This is a genomic window from Jiella pacifica, from assembly GCF_010500815.1.
Classification (GTDB): domain Bacteria; phylum Pseudomonadota; class Alphaproteobacteria; order Rhizobiales; family Rhizobiaceae; genus Jiella; species Jiella pacifica.
The window spans coordinates 108,567-124,558 of sequence record NZ_JAAAMG010000002.1; the positions used below are offsets into that span (position 1 = coordinate 108,567).

Consider the following 15,992-nt stretch of genomic DNA (forward strand, 5'->3'; position numbering starts at 1 on the left):
ACGGTCGATCGTCACGGTCGGTCACCGCCCATCACGCCTCGCCTCCTCGCGGCGCCAGAGTGCCGGCGGCCGACCGACATGCCGGGTGAAGAACCGCGAGAAATAGGCCGGATCGCGAAAGCCGATTTCATAGGCGATCTCCTCCACCGACCGGATGGTGAAGAGCAGCAGACGCTTGGCCTCGAGCAGCCGGCGGCGCAGCACCGCCTGCTTGACCGAGAGCCCCAACACCGACGTCGCCGCCCGCTCTAGCTGGTAGCGGGTGGTGCCGAGTTTCACCACGTATTCGCCGACCGACTGGTCGGTGCGATAGTCCCGGTCGATCGCCGCGCGCAACTCGCCGGCGAGCTTCATAGTCGGCGTCAGATGCTCCAGCCGCCGCAACTGGCAGAGGCGGCCGAGATAGGTCAGCGCCGTCGCCAGGAGCAGCGCCATCAAGCCGTTGTCGTTGCCGCCATGCGTCCGCTGTTCCGCGGCGATCGCATGGATCGTCGCGTCGAACCGGCTCCAGGCCTCCGGCTGGCCCGTCCCCGCGACGAAGCTGGGTGCGCCAAGCGGCAGCGCGGTCAGCTCGGTGAGGGACGACAGCAGCGCATCCGACACCGAGACGACGACGGCGTCGGCGTCCGGCGCGATCGAGAACCCATGGGCGACGCCGCTCGGCACGAAGCTCGCAGCAGGCGCGGAAAAGTCCAGGGCCTCCGCCTCGATAAGGTATCGGCCCGAGCCGCCCGTCCAGTAGGTGATCTGGCCCATCTGGCGATGGGTGTGCAGCGCCACCTCGCCGCGATGGATCGCATTGCGATCACGGACCTGCTCGACATGGAGAAAGCCGATGTCGAGATGCCGAGACGGTTCCCCATAGATGTAGAAATCCGGGATCCCGGACAGGGCGGCAGGCGGCGACGACAGCTTTTCCATGAGCGAAAAAGTACAATCCTTTCGCCCGTTCTGTCCATGGAAACGGCCCCTCGCGCCGGTATAAACTTAACATGATAATCAGGGAGGATTTCATGCGAGCCGAAGACTTTCGTCGCGACAGGACGCGCCCCTTCACCGGCGCCGAATATCTCGAAAGCTTGCGAGACGGCCGCGAGGTCTACATCAACGGCGAGCGCATTGCGGACGTCACCACCCACCCGGCGATGCGCAATGCGGCCCGCTCCCATGCCCGCCTCTACGATGCGCTGCACGACGAAAAGACCAGAGACCGACTGACCTCGCCGACGGATACCGGCAATGGCGGCTACACCCACAAATACTTCCGCGTCGCCCGCTCGCCGCAAGACCTCGTCGCCCAGCAGGGCGCCATCGCCGACTGGGCCCGCATGTCCTATGGCTGGATGGGCCGCACCGCCGACTACAAGGCCGCGCTGATGAACACCCTCGGCGCCAATGCCGAGTGGTACGGGCCCTTCAAGGACAACGCGCTGGCCTGGCACAAACGCGCCCAGGAAGCCGCCATGTTCATGAACCATGCGATCGTCAATCCGCCGATCGACCGGGACAAGCCGGCCGATCAGGTGAAGGACGTCTTCGTCCACATCACCAAGGAGACCGACGCCGGCATCTATGTGAAAGGGGCTAAGGTCGTCGCCACCTCCTCGGCGCTGACCCACTACAACTTCCTCGCTCAAGGGTCGGCGACCGTCACCGAGGATCCCTCGCTGTCGGTGATGTTCATCGTGCCGATGAATGCGCCGGGCATCAAGATGTTCTGCCGCGTCTCCTATGAGGAAACCGCGAACAAGACCGGCCATCCCTTCGACTATCCGCTCTCCTCGCGCTTCGACGAGAACGACGCGATCCTGGTGCTCGACGACGTCTTCATCCCCTGGGAGGACGTGCTCGTCCTGCGCGATGCCAAGAAGATCCTGTCATTCCATCCGGCCTCCGGCTTCATGCACGGCTACTGCTTCCAGGGCTGCACGCGGTTCGCAGTGAAGCTCGACTTTCTCGCCGGCCTTCTGGCGAAAGCGCTGCGCGCCACCGGCGGCGCGGCCTTTCGCGGCAACCAGGCGGCGCTCGGCGAGGTGATCGCGCTCCGGCACATGTTCTGGAGCTTTTCCAACGCCATGGCCCACAACCCCATCCCCTGGGCGAACGGCGCCGTCCTGCCCAATCTCGAGGCGGCGCTCGCCTACCGCACCTTCATGTCGGAGGCCTATCCGCGGGTGATCGAGACGGTGCGTCGGGTCGTCGCCTCCGGCCTCATCTATCTGCCCTCCTCGGCCAAGGACTTCGCCAATCCCGAAATCGACCGCTATCTGTCGCAATATGTCCGCGGTTCCGGCGGCATGGGGCATATCGAACGCATCAAGATCATGAAGCTTTTATGGGACGCGACGGGTACCGAATTCGGCGGCCGCCATGCGCTCTACGAGCTCAACTATGCCGGCGCGCCGGAAGAGGTTCGCCTGCAGGTCTTGAAGGGCGCCGAGCGCGGCGGTCGCCTCGCCGAGATGGAAGCCCTCGTCGACCAGTGCATGTCCGACTACGACGAAAGCGGCTGGACCGGCGATACCTGGCTGCCGCCGCTCGGCGCCGAGGTCGGTCTCAAGGCAGCCGAGTGAGCCCGGCGATGACGGACGCCGTTTCCAAAGATTCGTTCCGCGATGCGATGGCGCGGGTCTGCGCCCCCGTCAATATCGTCACCACCAACGGCGCCAACGGCCGCGGCGGCTTCACCGCCACGGCGGTGTGCAGCGTCACCGACGAGCCGCCGACGGTGCTCGTCTGCATGAACGCCAATTCGGCGCAGGTTAAGACCTTCAAGGCCAACGGCCGCTTCTGCGTCAACGTTCTCACCAACGACCACACGGGCCTCGCGTCCGGCTTTGCCGGCGGCATCCCCGAAATGGAGGCCCGTTACGCCGCCGCCCATTGGGTGACCATGGCCTCCGGCGCCCTGGCGCTCACCGACGCCATCGTCTCCCTCGACTGCGAAACCGCCGACATCCACCGCGTCGGCACCCACAACATCCTCATCGGCCGCGTCACCGATTTGAGGCTCGGCACGAACAAGGGGCCGAACGCGCTACTGTATATGGACCGGCGCTACATGGTGCCGGCCCAGGCGGGGAGTTTCGGGGGGTAGTACCCTCGGCAGTTTGCGACTGGCTGCCGGCCAAACCTCCCGAAGCCACCACACGAGAATTTGCAGCCATCCGGACGAGAGGCCGCTCTCTGTGATGGGGATCCGTATGGACTTCGGGGAAATGGATCAGACGGAATTCGGTGCGTTCTCGGCGGTTACCCCCTGATGACCAAGACGCCGCCGCCCATCCCGCGAGAGCGGGTTCGTGCAGGAGCCGAAAGCTGCCGAAGCCACCCGGTCTCAATTCTGAATAAGGAGTGCCAACTCAGCCTGAAAAGAGAGCGACAGCTCCGCTCCCACCCTCAGGCAGACCGCCGCATCATCAGCGTCGAGCGGATCCGCTTCTGGCGCGGCACGATGGTCTCGCCGCGCTGCTCGGCGCCGAGGACGTCGACGAGCTGCTGCACGGTTTCGAAGGCGATCGTCTCGGTGTCCTGGGCCGTGGTCGTCAGCGGCGGCCAGACATATTCGCTGAGGGGGTGGTCGTCGTGGCCAGCAACACGGATGTCATCCCCGGGCTCGCGGCCGATCTTCAGGCCCGCCTCGCAGGCGGCGGAGATCACCCCGAAGGCGATGCGGTCGTTCGAGCAGAGCAACGTCTTGCCGGGCAGCCCTTCCCGCAAAAGCCGCCGCATCTGCTCGCGGCCGAGGCGCTCCATGTCCCAGGAAGCCGCGCGGTCGAAATCCACCACGAGCGGCTCGTGCCCTTCCGCCTTCATGCATTGTCGGTAGGCGTCCTGGCGGATGAGCACGTTGTCGGTCAGATGCGGCCCCTCGATCAGGACGGGCGGCTCACCGGAGCGGCAGAGATATTGGACCATCGCGGTCATGCCGAAGCGGTGGTCGTTGCTGACGAAGGGAACGTCGTCACCGAGCGGAACATCGAAGCTGACGGTCGGGATCTCGCTCTTCAGCCGATCGAAGACGCCCGGCCGCGACAGGTTGCCCAGCGGCGCGACGATGATGCCGGCGACCTTGAAGTCGAGCATCCGTTCGGCCGCCTCTTCCTCGAGGTCCGGCGCGGTCTGCGAGGAGATCAGGATTGGGCGCAGGTCCCGCCCGCGCAACGCGGCCTCGATATGCGAGACGAACTTGGCGAAGAACGGATCGTAGATCGTCGGCACGATGATCCCGACATTCACCACCATCTTGCTGCTGAGATGCCGCACGAAGGAACTCGGCTCGAAATCGGACTGCCGCAGCACCGTTTCGATCCGCCGCCGGGTGATCGGCTTCACATCCTGCGGGTTGTTGAAATACTTCGCCAGCGTCGGGCGAGAAACGCCGCAGGCCTTGGCAAAATCTTCCATCGACTTATAGGCACTGCGCGCCATTCCTCCCCCCCTCGCGAATCTGGCGGGCCGCCGGTCATCGCCGACGCTTCTACACGCAGGAATAAAACTTTACAAATTTCACAATTTGATAAAAAATGGTCCGGGAAACACGCCGACTTCCGCAGCGCTTCCAGCGTCGGATCGTCCGAAGACGGGCGCTGGGTGCCGCCTATGAGAGGCGCCCTCGCCAGCGAAGGACCGGGCGCCTCTATACCGTCAGCGTCCGCTTCACCGCATCCGCCCAGCCCGACAGCTTGCGGCCGCGGGTGACGGCGTCCATCCGCGGCTCGAAGCGCCGCTCCAGCCGCCAGCGCGCTGCAAAGCCCTCCATGCCCGGCCAGACGCCGGCCTTCTGGCCCGCCAGCCAGGCCGCCCCCAGCGCCGTCGTTTCGAGCACGACCGGCCGGTCGACCGGGGCGTCGAGAAGATCGGCGAGGCACTGCATCGTCCAGTCGGACGCCACCATACCGCCGTCGACCCTGAGGGTCGTGTCCCCGGCCCGCGACCAGTCCTTCTTCATCGCGGTCAGGAGATCCGCGGTCTGATAGCAGACCGCTTCGAGTGCGGCGCGGACGATTTCGTTCGGCCCGGTCTTGCGACTGAGCCCGTAGATCGCCCCCCGCGCGTCCGCGTCCCACCAGGGTGCCCCGAGGCCGGTGAAGGCGGGGACGAGATAGACGTCCTGCTCGGCATCGGCCTTTGCCGCCAAGGGCCCGCTGACTTCGGCCTTGTCGATGATCTTCAGCCCGTCGCGCAGCCACTGCACGGCGGCGCCGGCGATGAAGATCGAGCCTTCGAGGGCGTAAGTCGTCTGGCCGCCGAGACGATAGGCGATGGTGGTGAGCAGCCGGTTGTTGGACGCGACGCGCTCCATGCCGGTGTTGAGGACGGCGAAGCACCCCGTGCCGTAGGTCGATTTCAGCATGCCCGGCTCGAAGCAGGCCTGGCCGAGGGTCGCGGCGTGCTGGTCGCCGGCCATGCCGAGGATCGGGATCGCCGCCCCGAACAGCCCGGGCTCCGTCAGGCCGAAATCCGCGTCACAGTCCATCACCTGCGGCAGGATTGCCCGGGGCACGTTCAGGAGCCCCAGGAGATCGTCGTCCCATTCGTTAGCCGAGATGTCGAACAGCATGGTGCGCGAGGCGTTGGATGCGTCGGTGGCGTGGACCCTGCCGCCCGTGAGACGAAAGAGGAGGAAGGAATCCACCGTCCCGAAGGCGAGTTCGCCCCGCTCGGCCCTCGTCCGCGCGCCCTCGACGTGATCGAGCAGCCAGGCGATCTTGGTGCCGGAAAAATACGGATCGACGATCAGCCCGGTCTTCTCGGTGATCATCGGCTCCATGCCGTCGGCCACAAGTCTGTGGCAGAGGTCCGACGTCCGACGATCTTGCCAGACGATGGCGTTGTGGAGCGGCTTGCCGGTTTCCCGGTCCCACAGGACGACCGTCTCGCGCTGATTGGTGATGCCGATGCCGGCGATGTCCGACGCAGAGAGGGACGCATCGGCAATCGCCCCTCGCACGGTGTCGACGACCGAGCTCCAGATGTCTTCCGGATCGTGCTCCACCCAGCCCGAGCGGGGGAAATGCTGGGGAAATTCCTGCTGGGCGACGCCCTTGATGCGATAGCCGTCGTCGAAGACGATCGCCCGCGTCGACGTGGTGCCCTGGTCGATGGCGAGAACGTAGCCGGACATGGTGCGTTTCCCCTTGCTGCGATTGCGATGGCAGAAAGCCGGGGCGGAGGACCCCGGCTTTCATGTTCGTCGAAGTCGGCTCAGTTCGACTTCTGCATCGTGCCTTCGGCCGAAGCCGGCTGCGCCGTTGCCGGTGTCTGGCCGCCGTCCTGCGGCATTGCGGCCTTCTCGTCCTGCCAGCTCTTCACCAGTTCGTCATAGGAGACGGTCTGGGGCTCTTCCTTCTCGTTTTCCTTCTTGGGCTGAGGTGCCAGCGTGCCGTTCGCCTTGGCCTGCTCGACCCAATATTCCATGTCGTGCTCTTCGTTGAGCTTCGGGCCGATGTCGCCCTGGATGCCCGCCCGCTCGAGGCGCTGCATCACCTGCTCCTGGTTGGCGCAGAGCGCGTCCATGGCTTCCTGCGGGGTCTTGGCGCCCGACGCCGCATCGCCGATCGCCTGCCACCAGAGCTGGGCGAGCTTCGGATAGTCCGGCACGTTGGTGCCGGTCGGCGACCACTGCTTGCGGGCCGGCGAGCGGTAGAACTCGACGAGGCCGCCAAGCTTCGGCGCACGCTCGGTGAAGCTCTTGTCGCGGATCGTCGACTCGCGGGTGAAGGTCAGGCCCTCGTGGCTCTTCTTCACGTCGACGGTCTTCGAACCGACGAACTGGGCGTAGAGCCAGGCAGCCTTCGCCCGGTCGTCCGGCGTCGACTTCATCAGCGTCCAGGAACCGACGTCCTGATAGCCGAGCTTCATGCCGTCGACCCAGTAGACGCCATGGGGAGACGGCGCCATGCGCCACTTCGGATTGCCTTCCTCGTCGACCACTGGCAGGCCGTCCTTCACCATGTCGGCGGTGAAGGCCGTGTACCAGAAGATCTGCTGGGCGATCTGCCCTTGCGCCGGCACCGGGCCCGATTCGGAGAAGGTCATGCCCTGGGCTTCCTGCGGTGCATAGGCCTTCAGCCAGTCGAGATACTTCTGGATCGAATAGACCGCCGCGGGCCCGTTGGTGTCGCCGCCTCTGGCGACGCAGGAGCCGGTCGGCTGGCTCTGCTCGTTGACGCGGATGCCCCATTCGTCGACCGGCAGGCCGTTCGGGATGCCCTTGTCGCCGTTGCCGGCCATGGAAAGCCAGGCGTCGGTGAATCGCCAGCCGAGCGACGGGTCCTTCTTGCCGTAGTCCATGTGGCCATAGACCTTCTGGCCGTCGATCTCACGGCCGGTGAAGAACTCGGCGATGTCCTCATAGGCCGACCAGTTGACCGGCACGCCGAGCTCGTAGCCGTACTTCTCCTTGAAGTCGGCCTTGTTCTTTTCGTCGTTGAACCAATCGTAGCGGAACCAGTAGAGGTTGGCGAACTGCTGGTCGGGCAACTGGTAGAGCTTGCCGTCCGGAGCGGTGGTGAAGGACGTGCCGATGTAGTCGTCGACGTCGAGCATCGGATTGGTGACGTCCTTGCCCTCGTTCTCCATGAAGTCGGTGAGGTTGCGGACCTGCTGATAGCGCCAGTGGGTACCGATCAGATCGCTATCGTTGACGTAGGCGTCGTAGATGTTCTCGCCCGACTGCATCTGCGTCTGCAGCTTTTCGATGACGTCGCCCTCGCCGATCAAATCGTGCGTGACGTTGATCCCGGTGATCGCGGTGAAGGCGGGCGCCAGCACCTTCGACTCGTATTCATGGGTCGTGATGGTTTCGGACACGACCTTGATGTCCATGCCCTGGAAGGGCTTGGCCGCGTCGATGAACCACTGCATCTCCTTTTCCTGGTCGGCGCGCGACAAGGACGAGAGATCCTTGATCTCGTTGTCCAGGAACTTCTTGGCGGCGTCCATGTCGGCGAGGGCCGGACCGGAGGCAAGCGCGATGGCGAGGGTCGCCGTGGTGACCCAGAGTGTGCGTTTCATGAAGTTTCCTCCCGTTGAGACAGGCCGGTCGATCCATCCCGAGATCCGAGCCGACCGGCGGCGGCCCGAACCCATGTTTCCTTCCGCGTCAGACGAGGCGGAAGACGAGAATGAAGAAGAGCGCGCAGACGCCGAGGGCGTACCAGAGCGAAAGATCGGTGGCCCAGAGCCAGCCGAGGCAGATGAAGGCCGAGCCGAGTAGCGACACGAACAACCGGTCGCCCCGCGTCGTCTCGAAGTTGAGGATGCCGACCCGCGGCGAGCCACCGGGCACGGCATATTCCCACACGCCCATCAGCGCGATGAGCGAGAAGACGACGATGAAGAAGATCGCCGTCGGCCAGGTCCAGGCCATCCAGGATAGGTCGATCATGCGGGCGCTCCCGTTGCAGGAATATCCGTTCTGGCGTATTTTTTCGCGACGGCGTGAAAACGGATAAGCGTATGAACATCCGATTCTCGAACGCGGCCCGTCGAGGTTTGAAAGCGATGCCTGCCAAAGATCAGGCGGCAATGGTCGCCAAGCTCATCCGCTATACCGACAATGGCGAGGGCGACGTCGTCAAGTTGACCGATCAGCCGGGATATCGCCTGCGCCATGGGAACTCGCGTGCGGTGTTCGAACTGATCGACGGGATTTACGTCATAAAAGTCGCCCACAGGCGAGAAGTCTATCGTTGACGGAGCAGCGCCATGAACGAAGCGGTCAACCTCAAGGGCGACAAACTCATCGTCCTGACAGAAGATGAATATCGGACGATCATCGAGGACGCGGGCGACGCGGCGATCGCCGAACAGGCGATGATGGACTATGAGGGAGCACCCTCGATGCCGTCCGAACTTGTGTTGGCGTCGCTGAACGGCGAACTCCACCCGCTCGCCGCTTGGCGCAAGTCCGTCGGGCTGACGCAAGCCGAACTGGCCGCCGCCGCGGGCCTTCGTCCGGCGACGGTCAGCGACATCGAGAGCGGCAAGATCGACCCGCGCCTGTCGACCCTGAAGGCGCTCGCCAAGGCGCTGAAGCTCGGCATCGAAGACATCGTGGACTGACAGAAACTTCGGCGGCGCCATTCCCTCGTCCTTCGAGGCCGCCTGCAGCGGCACCTCAGGATGAGGGAATGGGGGACGCGTCGTGGCTGCTCGCGTGCTTTGGAAGGCGTGAACGGCGGCGACTGACACGCCCGATGCGCCTGCGGTATGAGCGGTTCCGTCGGAACATCCAGTCAAAAGCGCGGCGTCTCCCCGCCCCCTCATCCTGAGGTGCCGCCGAAGGCGGCCTCGAAGGGCGAGGGGGCGCTGCGCCAACGTTGAAGCAAGAACCCCCATCACACCCGCCCCAGGGCAAAGCCCTTGGCGATGTAGTTGCGCACGAACCAGATCACGATCGCGCCGGGGATGATCGTCAAAGCCCCCGCCGCCGCCAGGACACCCCAGTCCATGCCGGATGCCGACACGGTGCGCGTCATGATCGCCGAGATCGGCTTGGCGTCCGTGACGGTCAGGGTGCGGGCGATCAGGAGTTCGACCCAGGAGAACATGAAGCAGAAGAAGGCGGCGACGCCGATTCCGCTCGCGATCAGCGGCGTGAAGATCTTGAAGAAGAACTTCGGGAAGGAATAGCCGTCGATATAGGCGGTCTCGTCGATCTCCTTGGGAACGCCCGACATGAAGCCTTCCAGAATCCACACCGCCAGCGGCACGTTGAACAGGCAGTGGGCGAGCGCCACGGCGATATGCGTGTCGATCAGGCCGAAGGCCGAATAGAGCTGGAAGAACGGCAGCGCGAAGACCGCCGGCGGCGCCATGCGGTTGGTCAGAAGCCAGAAGAACAGGTGCTTGTCGCCAAGGAACCGATAGCGCGAGAAGGCGTAGGCCGCCGGCAGCGCAACGGCCACCGAGATCACCATGTTCATGACGACGTAGATGATCGAGTTCACGTAGCCCATGTACCAGGACGGATCGGTGAAGATCACCCGGTAGTTGTGCAGCGTCGGGTTCGTCGGCCAGAGCGTCAGGGCGCCCAGGATCTCCTGGTTGGTCTTGAAGCTCATGTTGACCAGCCAGTAGATCGGCAGGAGCAGGAACAGGATGTAGACGATCGGGATCAGCGCCTTCCAGCGGAAATGCCCGGTCTTCATCCGCGAGCGGGCGGCAATCGCGGTTTCGGAATGGGCGGCGCCCGGCAGGCTCGGATGAGCCGTGGTTGCGTGGTCGCTCATTCTCCGCCTCCCGTCATCGGCTTGTCGTTCCCGGCATTGGTCATCACCGTGTAGAAGATCCACGACAGAGCCAAGATGATCAGGAAGTAGATCAGGCTCATTGCCGCCGCCTCGCCGATGTTGAACTGGCCGATGGCGAGTTTGACGAGGTCGATCGACAGGAAGGTCGTGGAATTGCCCGGGCCGCCGCCGGTGACGACGAAGGGCTCGGTGTAGATCATGAAACTATCCATGAAGCGCAGGAGCACGGCGATCAGCAGCACCCGACCCATCTTCGGCAGCTGGATGTAGCGGAAGACGGCCCAGCGCGAGGCGCCGTCGATCTTGGCGGCCTGGTAATAGGCGTCGGGGATCGAGACGAGGCCGGCATAGCACAGCAGCACGACGAGGCTCGTCCAGTGCCAGACATCCATGACGACCACCGTCACCCAGGCGTCGAAGGTGTTGCGGACGTAGTTGTAGTCGATGCCGAGCGCGTCGACGCTATAGCCCAGAAGGCCGATGTCGGTGCGGGCGAAGACCTGCCAGATCGTGCCGACGACGTTCCAGGGGATGAGCAGCGGCAGGGCCATCAGGACGAGGCAGACCGGCACCCAGATGCCCTTCTTGGGCATCGCCAGCGCGACGAGGATGCCGAGCGGCACCTCGATGGCGAGGATGATGGCGGAGAAGAGAAGGTTGCGGATCAAGGCGTCGTGGAAGCGTTCCGACGTCAGCACCTCGCGGAACCAGTCGGCGCCGTACCAGAAGAACTGGTTGTTGCCGAAGCTATCCTGCACCGAATAGTTCACCACCGTCATCAGCGGGATCACCGCCGAGAAGGCGACGAGCAAAAGCACCGGCAGGACGAAGAACCAGGCCTTGTTGTTCCAGGTCTTTTCCATCGTTTCCTCCCTCAGCCCCGCTCGACCAGCCAGGAATCGGCGTAGAGATTGAGCCGCTCCGCGGAGAACGCGATGTCGGCATCCGTCGGAATGGCGTGATCTTCTGCGACGACGGCGCTGACGCGGTGCTCGCCGAGCCGGGCGCGCACGATCTTCTCCGAGCCGATGTCCTCGACCTTTTCGATGGCGACGGGAATGCCGGTGCCGCGCGCAACGAGCGAGACGAATTCCGGCCGGATGCCGAGTTCGATCCGCTTTTTCGCGGCTCGGGCGGAAAGGCCCGCCGGCAGTTTCACCCGCTCGCCGGAGACGATGGCATCGCCGCCGTCGAGATCGCAGGGCAGGACGTTCATGCCGGGCGAGCCGATGAAATAGCCGACGAAGGTGTGCTGCGGGCGCTCGAACAGCTCTTCCGGCGTGCCGATCTGGACGACCTCGCCGGCATACATGACCACCACCTTGTCGGCGAAGGTCAGCGCCTCGGTCTGGTCGTGGGTGACGTAGACCATGGTCATCTGGAATTCGCGGTGCAGCTGCTTCAGTTCCGAGCGCAGCTGCCACTTCATGTGCGGATCGATAACGGTCAGCGGCTCGTCGAAGAGGATGGCATTGACGTCGGAGCGCACGAGGCCGCGGCCGAGCGAGATCTTCTGCTTCTCGTCGGCGGTCAGCCCCCTCGCCTTGCGATCAGCCTTGGCCTCCAGCCCGATGCGGCGCAGCATGTCCTCGACCCGCGGCCCGATCTCGGCCTTCGGCACCTTGCGGTTCTTCAAAGGGAAGGCGAGGTTCTCGCGCACCGTCATGGTGTCGTAGATCACCGGGAACTGGAACACCTGGGCGATGTTGCGCGCCTCCGGCGTCAAGAGGGTGACGTCCGTGTCGTCGAAGCGGACATGGCCTTCCGACGGGGTCAGGAGCCCGGAGATGATGTTGAGGAGGGTGGTCTTGCCGCAGCCGGACGGACCCAGCAGCGCATAGGCACCGCCATCCTCGAACACGGTGTCGACTTCGCGAAGGGCATAGTTGTTGGCCTTCGCCAGGTCTGGCGAATAGGCGTGGCGGATATGGTCGAGCCGGATGCGGGCCATGGGACGTCTCCTCTAGGCCGCCATCGCGGCGGGGGCGGCGACCGCGCTGCCGTCTTCGCCGAAGACGAGGATCTCGGCCGGATCGAACGAAAGATGCACGGTGTCGCCGGCATCGACCCGCCGCACGCCGTGGACGAGCGCGATGATGTCGGTTCCGACATGGGTGGCGTGGATGTAGGTCTCCGACCCCGTCACCTCGGTCAGCGTCACCCTGGCATCGAAGCCGGCCGCATGGGTGGTTCCAAGTTCCAGCCGATGCGGCCTCACGCCGATCCTGTAGCGTCCGTCGCCAAGTCCGGCATGGGCGGGAGCGGCGGCGAAATCGACGCCACCGGCCCCGGAAAAGCGCTGCCCGCGCTTTTCCGCGGCAAGGACGTTGAGCGGCGGGTCGGAGAAGGTGGTCGCCGTCAGGAGGTCGGCCGGCCGGCGATAGACGGCGGTCGTCTCGCCGAACTGGGTGACGCGTCCCTTCGACAGCGTCGCCGTCTGCCCGCCGAGGAGCAGTGCCTCGTGGGGCTCCGTGGTCGCGTAGACGAAGATCGCGCCGGTCTCGGCGAAGATCTTCGGCAGTTCCTCGCGCAATTCCTCGCGCAGCTTGTAATCGAGATTGGCGAGCGGCTCGTCGAGGAGGACGACATCGGCGTTCTTCACCAGCGCCCTTGCCAGCGCCGTCCGCTGCTGCTGGCCGCCGGACAGGTTAAGCGGGGTGCGACCCAGATAGGGCGTCATCTGCAGGAGATCGGCCGCCTTCTTCACCGCCGCGTCGATCTCGGCCTTCGGCCGTCCTGCGACCCGCATCGGCGAGGCGATGTTCTCGTAGACCGTCAGCGTCGGGTAGTTGATGAACTGCTGATAGACCATGGCGACGTTGCGCTTGCGCACGGGAACGCCGGTGACGTCCTTGCCGTCCATCACCACCTTGCCTGATGTCGGCGCGTCGAGGCCGGCCATCAGCCGCATCAGCGAGGTCTTGCCGGCGAGCGTCGGGCCGAGCAACACGTTGATCGAGCCGCGCTGCAGCTGCAGCGAGACGTCGATGATGTGATCCTCCGCGCCGACCCTGCGGCTGACATTGATGAGTTCGAGCAATCCGTCCTCCCAAACGGCTGGCTTCATGCGAACGACCGCTCAGGCCGCCGCCCGCCGCCTCGCCGTTGCCTTGTCCACGTAATCCGCCAGCCGCTCCGCTTCGGCCGGGGTGAAGCGCAGGCCGAGCTTCGACCGGCGCCACAAAATGTCGTCGGCGCTCCGCGCCCATTCCCGCGCGATCAGGAAATCGACCTCGGCGGCATGGAGCCCGTGGCCGAAATCCTCGCCCAGCCTGCCGGCCGCGACGAAGCTCGCGGCATCGGTCCCATAGCCGCGCACCAGCCGGCGAACGGTCGAAGCGGCGAGTTCCGGCGCCTTCGCGGCGAGATCCCGCTCAAGCTCGGCGATGCCGTCTACCGGAAAGTCGCCACCGGGCAGCCGCGCGTCGCCGGTCCAGCATCCACCCTTGCGGCCGAGAACGTCCTCAATCCTCTTCATCGCATCTTCTGCGAGTACGCGGTAGGTGGTGATCTTGCCGCCGAAGCAGTTGAGGAGACCCGGACCGCCCTCCCCGCCCTCGACCTTCAGCACGTAGTCGCGGGTCGCTTCCTGGGCCTTGGAGGCGCCGTCGTCGAAGAGCGGACGCACCCCGGAAAAGGTCCAGACGACGTCCTCGCGCAGGACGGGCTTCTCCAGATACTCACTCGCCGCCGCGAGAAGATAGTCGATCTCCTCATCGGTGATGGCCGCATCCGCCGGATCGCCGTCGAAATCCCGGTCGGTGGTGCCGACGAGGGTGAAGTCGTCCTCATAGGGGATGGTGAAGATGATGCGGCCGTCGGCGTTCTGGAAGATGTAGGCCCGGTCGTGCTCGTAGAGCTTCCTCGTGACGATGTGCGAGCCCTGGACGAGGCGGATGTGATGCGCCTCGTTGCGGCCGACGGCGTTGCGCAGGATGAGATCGACCCAGGGTCCGCCGGTATTGACCAGGAAGCGGGCGGCGACGACGGTCTCCTCGCCGCTGGCCGTATCGCGCAACGTCACGCGCCACAGTCCGGCCTCGCGCCGGGCGGCGACGACCTTGGTGCGCACCATGATCTCCGCGCCCTTCTCTTGCGCCGAGCGTGCGTTGAGGACGACGAGGCGGGCATCGTCCACCCGCGCATCGGAATATTCGAAGCCGGTGCGATACTCGCGCTTCAGCGGCGCCCCGAGAGGCCCGGACAGATCGACCTTTGTCGTCGCCTTCAGCTTCCTGCGGCCGCCGATGTGATCGTAGAGGAAAAGGCCGGTGCGAAGCAGCCATTTCGGCCGCAACCCGTCGTGATGGGGCAGGATGAAGCGCAGTGGCCGGATGATGTGCGGCGCGATCGCCCACAGCACTTCGCGCTCCATCAGCGCGTGGCGCACGAGGCTGAATTCGTAGTGCTCGAGATAGCGCAGGCCACCATGGATCAGCTTGGTCGACCAGGAGGACGTGCCGGAAGCGAGATCGTTCATCTCGGCCAGGCCCACGGTATAGCCGCGACCGGCGGCGTCCCGCGCGATGCCGCAGCCGTTGATGCCCCCACCGATGACGAAGATGTCGAAACTCTTCATGCTCTCCCGTTTCGCACTGCAGCATTTTGATTGCGATTGCGAACTTAAGAGATGGTATTACGAAACCGAAACGAAGGTCAAACGAAATTCGTTCACATACTGCCGCTACGATGCCATCTCGCCTGCGCCAAGGCTGCTCCGGGCCGCCTCCCCCGGCCGCGCCTCCACCAATCGCACCTCGGCCGCCTCGCAGATCGCCCGAATCGTTGGTGGGGCCTGATCGGTAATGAAGGTCTGGACCTGGTCGAGATGGCCGATCCGGACCGGGGCGCTGCGTTCGAACTTGGAGCTATCGGCGGCGAGGATGACGTGGCGGGCGTTGCCGATGATCGCCTGGGCCACCCGCACCTCGCGGTAGTCGAAGTCGAGCAACGACCCGTCGCCGTCGATCGCCGAGACGCCGATCACCGCGAAATCCACTTTGAACTGCCGGATGAAGTCGACGGCTGCCTCGCCGACGATGCCCCCGTCGGAGCGCCGTACGACGCCGCCGGCGATCACCACCTCCATCTCCGGATAGGGCCTGAGCGCAGTCGCGACATTGATGTTGTTGGTGATCACCATCAGGCCGGCATGGCGCAGCAGCGCATGCGCCACCGCCTCCGTCGTCGTGCCGATATTGATGAAGAGTGAGGCCCGGTCCGGGATGAGATCGGCGACGGCGCGGCCGATCGCCGCCTTCTCGTCCGCCGCAATCACCCGCCGCGCGTCGTAGCCGACGTTCTCGACCCCCGACGAGAGCACCGCTCCGCCATGGACCCGGGCGAGCAGCCGCTGGTCGCAGAGGTCGTTGAGGTCCTTTCGGATCGTCTGGACCGATACATCATAGCGGGCGGCGAGATCGTCGACGGCGACCCTCCCCGATCGCTTGGCGGCTTCGAGAATCTGCATTTGGCGGTCGGACAGCATGATCGCGCTCCTCCCTGAGCGGAGCGCGATCATGCTGAAAGCGAAAGTGAAACGCAACGAACGAAAGAGAACACGCGCGCCTAAGCTGACCCGATGCCCCTCGGCGCCCGATTGTCACGGCCAGACATCACCGTCCCGAAACCGGGATTTCCAAGATCATGGGTCACCTTGATGACCCGGGCCTCGGCTCGCCGGGACGGTGAATGCGTCCCACCGGTCAGACCGCTCGCTTCGTCAGGCTGACG

15 protein-coding genes are annotated in these 15,992 nt (G+C 64.9%); 4 read left to right on the plus strand and 11 right to left on the minus strand.

The window, feature by feature from the left end:
- Positions 1–21 precede the first annotated feature (21 nt).
- Complete coding sequence (locus tag GTK09_RS03245) at positions 22–921, minus strand: helix-turn-helix domain-containing protein (RefSeq protein WP_163461072.1); 900 nt, start codon at positions 919–921, stop codon at positions 22–24.
- Between the two features lie 92 nt (positions 922–1,013).
- Between GTK09_RS03245 and GTK09_RS03250 the strand changes: the two genes are divergently transcribed.
- Positions 1,014–2,573 carry a 4-hydroxyphenylacetate 3-hydroxylase N-terminal domain-containing protein gene (locus tag GTK09_RS03250; protein WP_163461073.1) on the plus strand — a complete coding sequence of 520 codons (1,560 nt, stop codon included), beginning with the start codon at positions 1,014–1,016 and terminating at the stop codon, positions 2,571–2,573.
- Positions 2,574–2,581: 8 nt separating this feature from the next.
- Positions 2,582–3,097, plus strand: a complete 516-nt coding sequence (locus GTK09_RS03255; RefSeq protein WP_163461074.1) for a flavin reductase — start codon at positions 2,582–2,584, stop codon at positions 3,095–3,097.
- Between the two features lie 302 nt (positions 3,098–3,399).
- Here GTK09_RS03255 and GTK09_RS03260 read toward each other — a convergent pair whose 3' ends face one another.
- The 4 genes from GTK09_RS03260 to GTK09_RS03275 all read right to left on the minus strand — a co-directional run bounded on the left by GTK09_RS03260 (position 3,400) and on the right by GTK09_RS03275 (position 8,392).
- Positions 3,400–4,431: a LacI family DNA-binding transcriptional regulator gene (locus GTK09_RS03260; RefSeq protein ID WP_163461075.1), complete on the minus strand. Its 1,032-nt coding sequence runs from the start codon at positions 4,429–4,431 to the stop codon at positions 3,400–3,402.
- Positions 4,432–4,639: 208 nt separating this feature from the next.
- A complete protein-coding gene (glpK, locus tag GTK09_RS03265; protein WP_163461076.1) occupies positions 4,640–6,127 on the minus strand; it encodes a glycerol kinase GlpK in 1,488 nt (495 codons plus the stop codon).
- 80 nt (positions 6,128–6,207) lie between these two features.
- The gene (locus tag GTK09_RS03270; protein ID WP_203560873.1) at positions 6,208–8,019 is read right to left on the minus strand and encodes an ABC transporter substrate-binding protein; all 1,812 of its coding nucleotides are present in this window, start codon (positions 8,017–8,019) and stop codon (positions 6,208–6,210) included.
- An 88-nt stretch (positions 8,020–8,107) separates the two neighbouring features.
- Positions 8,108–8,392, minus strand: coding sequence for a DUF2160 domain-containing protein (locus GTK09_RS03275; protein ID WP_163461077.1), 285 nt, complete (start codon positions 8,390–8,392; stop codon positions 8,108–8,110).
- A 71-nt stretch (positions 8,393–8,463) separates the two neighbouring features.
- On the opposite strand from GTK09_RS03275, the gene GTK09_RS03280 reads away from it, so the two are divergent.
- Both GTK09_RS03280 and GTK09_RS03285 read left to right on the plus strand, forming a co-directional pair.
- A complete protein-coding gene (locus tag GTK09_RS03280) occupies positions 8,464–8,700 on the plus strand; it encodes a type II toxin-antitoxin system RelE family toxin (RefSeq protein ID WP_163461078.1) in 237 nt (78 codons plus the stop codon).
- 12 nt (positions 8,701–8,712) lie between these two features.
- Positions 8,713–9,069: a helix-turn-helix domain-containing protein gene (locus tag GTK09_RS03285; protein ID WP_163461079.1), complete on the plus strand. Its 357-nt coding sequence runs from the start codon at positions 8,713–8,715 to the stop codon at positions 9,067–9,069.
- 275 nt (positions 9,070–9,344) lie between these two features.
- On the opposite strand, the gene GTK09_RS03290 is transcribed toward GTK09_RS03285, so the two are convergent.
- The 6 genes from GTK09_RS03290 to GTK09_RS03315 form a co-directional block, all read right to left on the minus strand.
- Positions 9,345–10,157: a carbohydrate ABC transporter permease gene (locus tag GTK09_RS03290; protein WP_163461380.1), complete on the minus strand. Its 813-nt coding sequence runs from the start codon at positions 10,155–10,157 to the stop codon at positions 9,345–9,347.
- 77 nt (positions 10,158–10,234) lie between these two features.
- Entirely contained in the window at positions 10,235–11,122 is an 888-nt protein-coding gene (locus GTK09_RS03295) for a carbohydrate ABC transporter permease (protein WP_163461080.1), read from the minus strand.
- An 11-nt stretch (positions 11,123–11,133) separates the two neighbouring features.
- Positions 11,134–12,210: an ABC transporter ATP-binding protein gene (locus tag GTK09_RS03300; protein ID WP_163461081.1), complete on the minus strand. Its 1,077-nt coding sequence runs from the start codon at positions 12,208–12,210 to the stop codon at positions 11,134–11,136.
- Between the two features lie 12 nt (positions 12,211–12,222).
- Positions 12,223–13,299 carry an ABC transporter ATP-binding protein gene (locus tag GTK09_RS03305; RefSeq protein WP_163461382.1) on the minus strand — a complete coding sequence of 359 codons (1,077 nt, stop codon included), beginning with the start codon at positions 13,297–13,299 and terminating at the stop codon, positions 12,223–12,225.
- A gap of 39 nt (positions 13,300–13,338) precedes the next feature.
- Complete coding sequence (gene glpD, locus GTK09_RS03310; protein ID WP_163461082.1) at positions 13,339–14,838, minus strand: glycerol-3-phosphate dehydrogenase; 1,500 nt, start codon at positions 14,836–14,838, stop codon at positions 13,339–13,341.
- 105 nt (positions 14,839–14,943) lie between these two features.
- Positions 14,944–15,747, minus strand: a complete 804-nt coding sequence (locus GTK09_RS03315; protein WP_163461083.1) for a DeoR/GlpR family DNA-binding transcription regulator — start codon at positions 15,745–15,747, stop codon at positions 14,944–14,946.
- Positions 15,748–15,992 lie beyond the last annotated feature (245 nt).

Excerpts from the sequence above, each read along its gene's own strand:
- GTK09_RS03245 (WP_163461072.1), bottom strand. The coding sequence starts at position 921 with ATGGAAAAGCTGTCGTCGCCGCCTGCCGCCCTGTCCGGGATCCCGGAT.
- GTK09_RS03250 (WP_163461073.1), top strand. The coding sequence starts at position 1,014 with ATGCGAGCCGAAGACTTTCGTCGCGACAGGACGCGCCCCTTCACCGGC.
- GTK09_RS03255 (WP_163461074.1), top strand. The coding sequence starts at position 2,582 with ATGACGGACGCCGTTTCCAAAGATTCGTTCCGCGATGCGATGGCGCGG.
- GTK09_RS03260 (WP_163461075.1), bottom strand. The coding sequence starts at position 4,431 with ATGGCGCGCAGTGCCTATAAGTCGATGGAAGATTTTGCCAAGGCCTGC.
- glpK (WP_163461076.1), bottom strand. The coding sequence starts at position 6,127 with ATGTCCGGCTACGTTCTCGCCATCGACCAGGGCACCACGTCGACGCGG.
- GTK09_RS03270 (WP_203560873.1), bottom strand. The coding sequence starts at position 8,019 with ATGAAACGCACACTCTGGGTCACCACGGCGACCCTCGCCATCGCGCTT.
- GTK09_RS03275 (WP_163461077.1), bottom strand. The coding sequence starts at position 8,392 with ATGATCGACCTATCCTGGATGGCCTGGACCTGGCCGACGGCGATCTTC.
- GTK09_RS03280 (WP_163461078.1), top strand. The coding sequence starts at position 8,464 with ATGAACATCCGATTCTCGAACGCGGCCCGTCGAGGTTTGAAAGCGATG.
- GTK09_RS03285 (WP_163461079.1), top strand. The coding sequence starts at position 8,713 with ATGAACGAAGCGGTCAACCTCAAGGGCGACAAACTCATCGTCCTGACA.
- GTK09_RS03290 (WP_163461380.1), bottom strand. The coding sequence starts at position 10,157 with ATGAAGACCGGGCATTTCCGCTGGAAGGCGCTGATCCCGATCGTCTAC.
- GTK09_RS03295 (WP_163461080.1), bottom strand. The coding sequence starts at position 11,122 with ATGGAAAAGACCTGGAACAACAAGGCCTGGTTCTTCGTCCTGCCGGTG.
- GTK09_RS03300 (WP_163461081.1), bottom strand. The coding sequence starts at position 12,210 with ATGGCCCGCATCCGGCTCGACCATATCCGCCACGCCTATTCGCCAGAC.
- glpD (WP_163461082.1), bottom strand. The coding sequence starts at position 14,838 with ATGAAGAGTTTCGACATCTTCGTCATCGGTGGGGGCATCAACGGCTGC.
- GTK09_RS03315 (WP_163461083.1), bottom strand. The coding sequence starts at position 15,747 with ATGCTGTCCGACCGCCAAATGCAGATTCTCGAAGCCGCCAAGCGATCG.